Here is a 4,199-nt window from a genome sequence, read left to right as displayed (position 1 = left end):
CAGAGGTGCTGGGCGTGGACCGGGCGGCTCTGGAGGTGAAGGTCCCCGCGAACGCGATCCCGGAGGGGTGCGAATCCCTCACGCCGGAGATGCTGCCGCTGGTGGAGCTGGGCCAGGCGGAGATCGACCGCATCGTGGCCGGGGTGCCGGGCGGAGCCGCGAACGTGCAGGACATCTACCCGCTGGCCCCGCTGCAGGAGGGCATCCTCGTCCACCACCTGATGTCACGGGAGGGCGACCCGTACCTGCTGTCGACGGTGAGCGAGTTCGACACCCGCGCGCGGCTGGAGCAGCACCTGGCGGCTCTGCAGGCGGTGATCGGCCGTCACGACATTCTGCGAACGGCCGTGGCCTGGAAGGGGCTGCGCGAGCCGGTGCAGGTCGTTCGGCGGCACGCGCCGCTGCCGGTGGAGGAGGTGCAGCTGGATGCGGGGGCGGCGGATGCGGCCCAGCAGCTGTGGCGGCGCTACGACCCGCGTCGGTACCGGATGGAGCTGGGGCGGGCGCCGCTGCTGCGGGCGTGCATCGCCCAGGACCGCGCAAGCGGCCGATGGCTGCTGCTGATGCTCTGGCACCATCTGGCGGGCGACCACGAGTCGCTGGAGGTGCAGCAGCAGGAGATCTCGGCGCACCTGATGGGCCGCGAGTCGGAGCTGCCGGCGCCGCTCCCCTTCCGCAACTACGTGGCGCAGGCGCGGCTGGGGGTGAGCCGCGAGGAGCACGAGCGGTTCTTCAGCGCGATGCTGCAGGACGTGGAGGAGCCGACGGCGCCGTACGGAATGCTGGACGTATGGGGCGAGGGACGTGGGATCCGGGAGGGATGGCTTCCGGTGGAGGGCGGCCTGGGCGCACGGCTGCGCGGCCGGGCGCGGGCGCTGGGGGTGAGCGCGGCCAGCCTGTGCCACCTGGCGTGGGCGCAGGTGCTGTCGCGGCTGAGCGGCCGGCAGGACGTGGTGTTCGGAACCCTGCTCTTCGGCCGGATGCAGGGCGGCGAGGGGTCGGACCGGGTGATGGGTCCGTTCATCAACACCCTGCCGGTGCGGATCGGGGTGGGCTACGAGGGCGCCGAAGCGGCGGTGCGGCGCACGCACGCCCTGATGGCGGACCTGCTCCGGCACGAGCACGCCTCCCTGGCGCTGGCCCAGCGCTGCAGCGGCGTGGTGGCACCGGCGCCGCTCTTCACCTCGCTGCTGAACTACCGCTACGGCGGCGTGCGGGGGCCTTCGACGGAGACTGGGGAGGCCGGGCAGCCGGTTGAGGGCGTGCGGGGCATTCACATGCAGGAGCGGACGAACTACCCCGTGGCCCTCTCGGTAGACGACCTGGGCGACGAGTTCTCCCTCGTGGCGCAGGTGGCTGCCCCGGCGGATGCGGAGCGGGTGTGCCGGATGATGCACACGGCGCTCGAGGGGCTGGTCCAGGCGCTGGAGGCCACTCCCAAGCGGGCGATCGGGAGCATCGACGTGCTGCCGGAAGCCGAGCGCCGCGTGGTGGTGGAGGTGTGGAACCGGACGGCGGCGGAGTATCCGGCGGATCTGTGCATCCACGAGCTTTTCGAAGCACAGGCCGAGCGCACGCCCGGCGCGGCCGCACTCGTCTTCGAAGGCGAGACGCTCGACTACGCAACGCTGAACGCGCGGGCGAACCAGCTGGCGCACCACCTGGCCGGGCGCGGCGTAGGGCCGGAGACGCGGGTCGCGATCTGCCTGGAGCGGGGGCCGGAGATGGTCGTCGCCCTCCTGGCCGTGCTCAAGGCCGGCGGCGCGTACGTACCGCTGGACCCCGCCTATCCCGCGGAGCGGCTGGCGTACGTGCTCGCCGACGCAGCCGTGCCCGTGCTGGTGACGCAGGAGTCGCTGCGCGCGACTCTTCCCGCCGTCGACGGTCTCGCGGTGGTGAGCGTGGATGGGGATGGGGCGCGGATCGCGTCGGAGTCCGTGGAGAACCCGGAGCGCGTCGTTTCGCCCGACCAGCTGGCGTACGTGATCTACACCTCCGGGAGCACGGGCCGCCCCAAGGGGGTGATGGTGCCGCACCGCGGGGTCCCGAACCTCGCGTACGCGCAGGCCCGCCGCTTCGGCATCGACGGCGGCAGCCGCGTCCTGCAGTTCGCCTCGTTTTCCTTCGATGCGGCGGTGGCGGAGCTGTTCCACACGCTGCTGGCCGGTGCCACGCTTGTGATGGCGCCGCGCGAGGCGCTGCTCCCGGGTGAGGAGCTGCTGGAGACACTGCGGAGCGGGCGGGTGACTGTGGCCACCCTGCCGCCGCCCGTGCTGGCCATCCTTGCGCCGGACGACCTGCCGGAACTGCGCACGGTGGTGAGCGCGGGCGAGGCGGTGGACGCGGCCACGGTGCAGCGGTGGAGCGCCGGGCGTTCGTTCGTGAACGCCTACGGGCCCACGGAGGTCACCGTCTGCGCCGCCTCCGCCGTCTGCGAGGCCGACGGGCGTGCCCCGGCGATCGGCCGTCCGCTGGAGAACGTGCGGGTCTACGTGCTGGATGCGGCCCGCCGGCCGGCGCCGATCGGCGTTCCCGGCGAGCTGTACGTGGGGGGCGTGGGCGTGGCCCGCGGCTACCTGGGCCGGCCGGGGCTCACGGCGGAGAGATTCGTTCCCGATCCGTTCGGCACCGAGACGGGGGCGCGGCTCTACCGCACAGGCGACCGGGTGCGGTGGCGGGAGAGTGCGGAAGTGGATCCCGTGCTCAACTCCCGCACTGACGTACTAACGCACTCACGCACTGCCGTTCTCGAGTTCATCGGCCGCGTGGACGAGCAGGTGAAGGTGCGGGGCTTCCGCATCGAGCCGGGAGAGATCGAGGCCGTGCTGTCGGCGTACGTAGAGGTGCGCGGCGCGCGGGTGATCGTGCGCGAAGACCAGCCGGGAGAGAAGCGGCTGGTGGCGTACGTGGTGGGCGGCGTCGAGGCCGGCGAGCTGCGGGAGCACCTGCGGCGGAGCCTGCCGGAGTACATGGTGCCCGCCGCCTTCGTGGCGCTGGAGCAGCTGCCGCTGACGCCGAACGGAAAGCTGGACGTCAGGGCGCTCCCCGCGCCGGAGCTGGCGCCGAAGCCGGACGGGTACGTAGCGCCGCGGACACCCACCGAAGAGGTGCTGGCGGGGATGTGGGCGGCGATGCTGCGCCTGGAGCGCGTGGGGGTGGAGGAAAGCTTCTTCGAGCTGGGCGGGCACTCGCTGCTCGCCACCCGCGTGGTGTCGCGCATCCGCGAGGTGTTCGCCGTAGAGGTGCCGCTGCGGGCGCTCTTCGACGCGCCGACCGTAGCGGAGATGGCGAGGGCCATCGAAGAGATCCGCCGCGCGGAGCTGCCGGTGCTGCCGCCGGTGGTGCCCGTGGAGCGCACGGGTGCGCTGCCGCTGTCCTTTGCGCAGGAGCGGCTCTGGTTCATCGACCGGATGGAGCCGGGAAGCACCGTCTACAACATGCCCATGGCATCGCGCCTGGAGGGCGGGCTGGATGCGGCGGCGCTGGAGCGGGCGCTGGGCGAGATCGTCCGCCGTCACGAGGCGCTGCGGACGGTCTTTGCCGAGGTGGATGGCGCCCCGGCGCAGGTGGTCGCGCCCTTCGCCGGCTTCACGCTGCCGGTGGAGCACCTGTCGGCACTCGGCGATGCGGACCGTGAGGCGGCGGTCAGGCGGCGCGCGGGCGAGGAGGCGCGGCGGCCGTTCGACCTTGCCGCGGGGCCGCTCTTCCGTGCCGCGCTGCTGCGGCTGGGCGCCGACGATCACGTGCTGCTGCTCGCGATGCACCACATCGTCAGCGACGGGTGGAGCCTGTCGGTGCTCTTCCGCGAGCTGTCGATGCTGTACCCTGCGTACCGCGAAGGGCGCGAGTCGCCGCTTCCGGAGTTGCCGGTGCAGTACGCCGACTACGCGGTGTGGCAGCGCGAGCAGCTGGCGGGCGAGGCCCTGGACCGGCAGCTGGCGTACTGGCGGCAGCAGCTGGCGGGCGCACCGGAGCTGCTGGAGCTGCCCACGGACCATCCCCGCCCGGCGGTGCAGAGCTTCCGGGGGGCGGACGAGGGCGTCCAGCTCCCGCCGGAGGTGCTGGAAAGGCTGCGCGCGCTGGGCCGGCAGGAGGGGGCGACGCTGTACATGGTCGCGCTGAGCACCTTCCAGGCGCTGCTGTCCCGGTACGGCGGGAGCGAGGACGTGGTCGTCGGCAGCCCCGTCGCGGGACGCGGG

Annotated in this window: 1 protein-coding gene; it reads left to right on the top strand. The window is 73.0% G+C overall.

Annotation, left to right across the window (positions count from 1 at the left end; genetic code table 11):
* Positions 1-14: 14 nt before the first annotated feature.
* The coding region (locus tag VIB55_RS03835) for an amino acid adenylation domain-containing protein (protein WP_331875346.1) at positions 15-4,199 on the top strand (4,185 nt) is incomplete at its 3' end.

The sequence above is a fragment of the Longimicrobium sp. genome, from assembly GCF_036554565.1.
Lineage (GTDB): Bacteria > Gemmatimonadota > Gemmatimonadetes > Longimicrobiales > Longimicrobiaceae > Longimicrobium.
The sequence above is the reverse complement of the archived record's forward strand: the minus strand, read 5'-3'. Positions and strand labels throughout refer to the sequence as shown.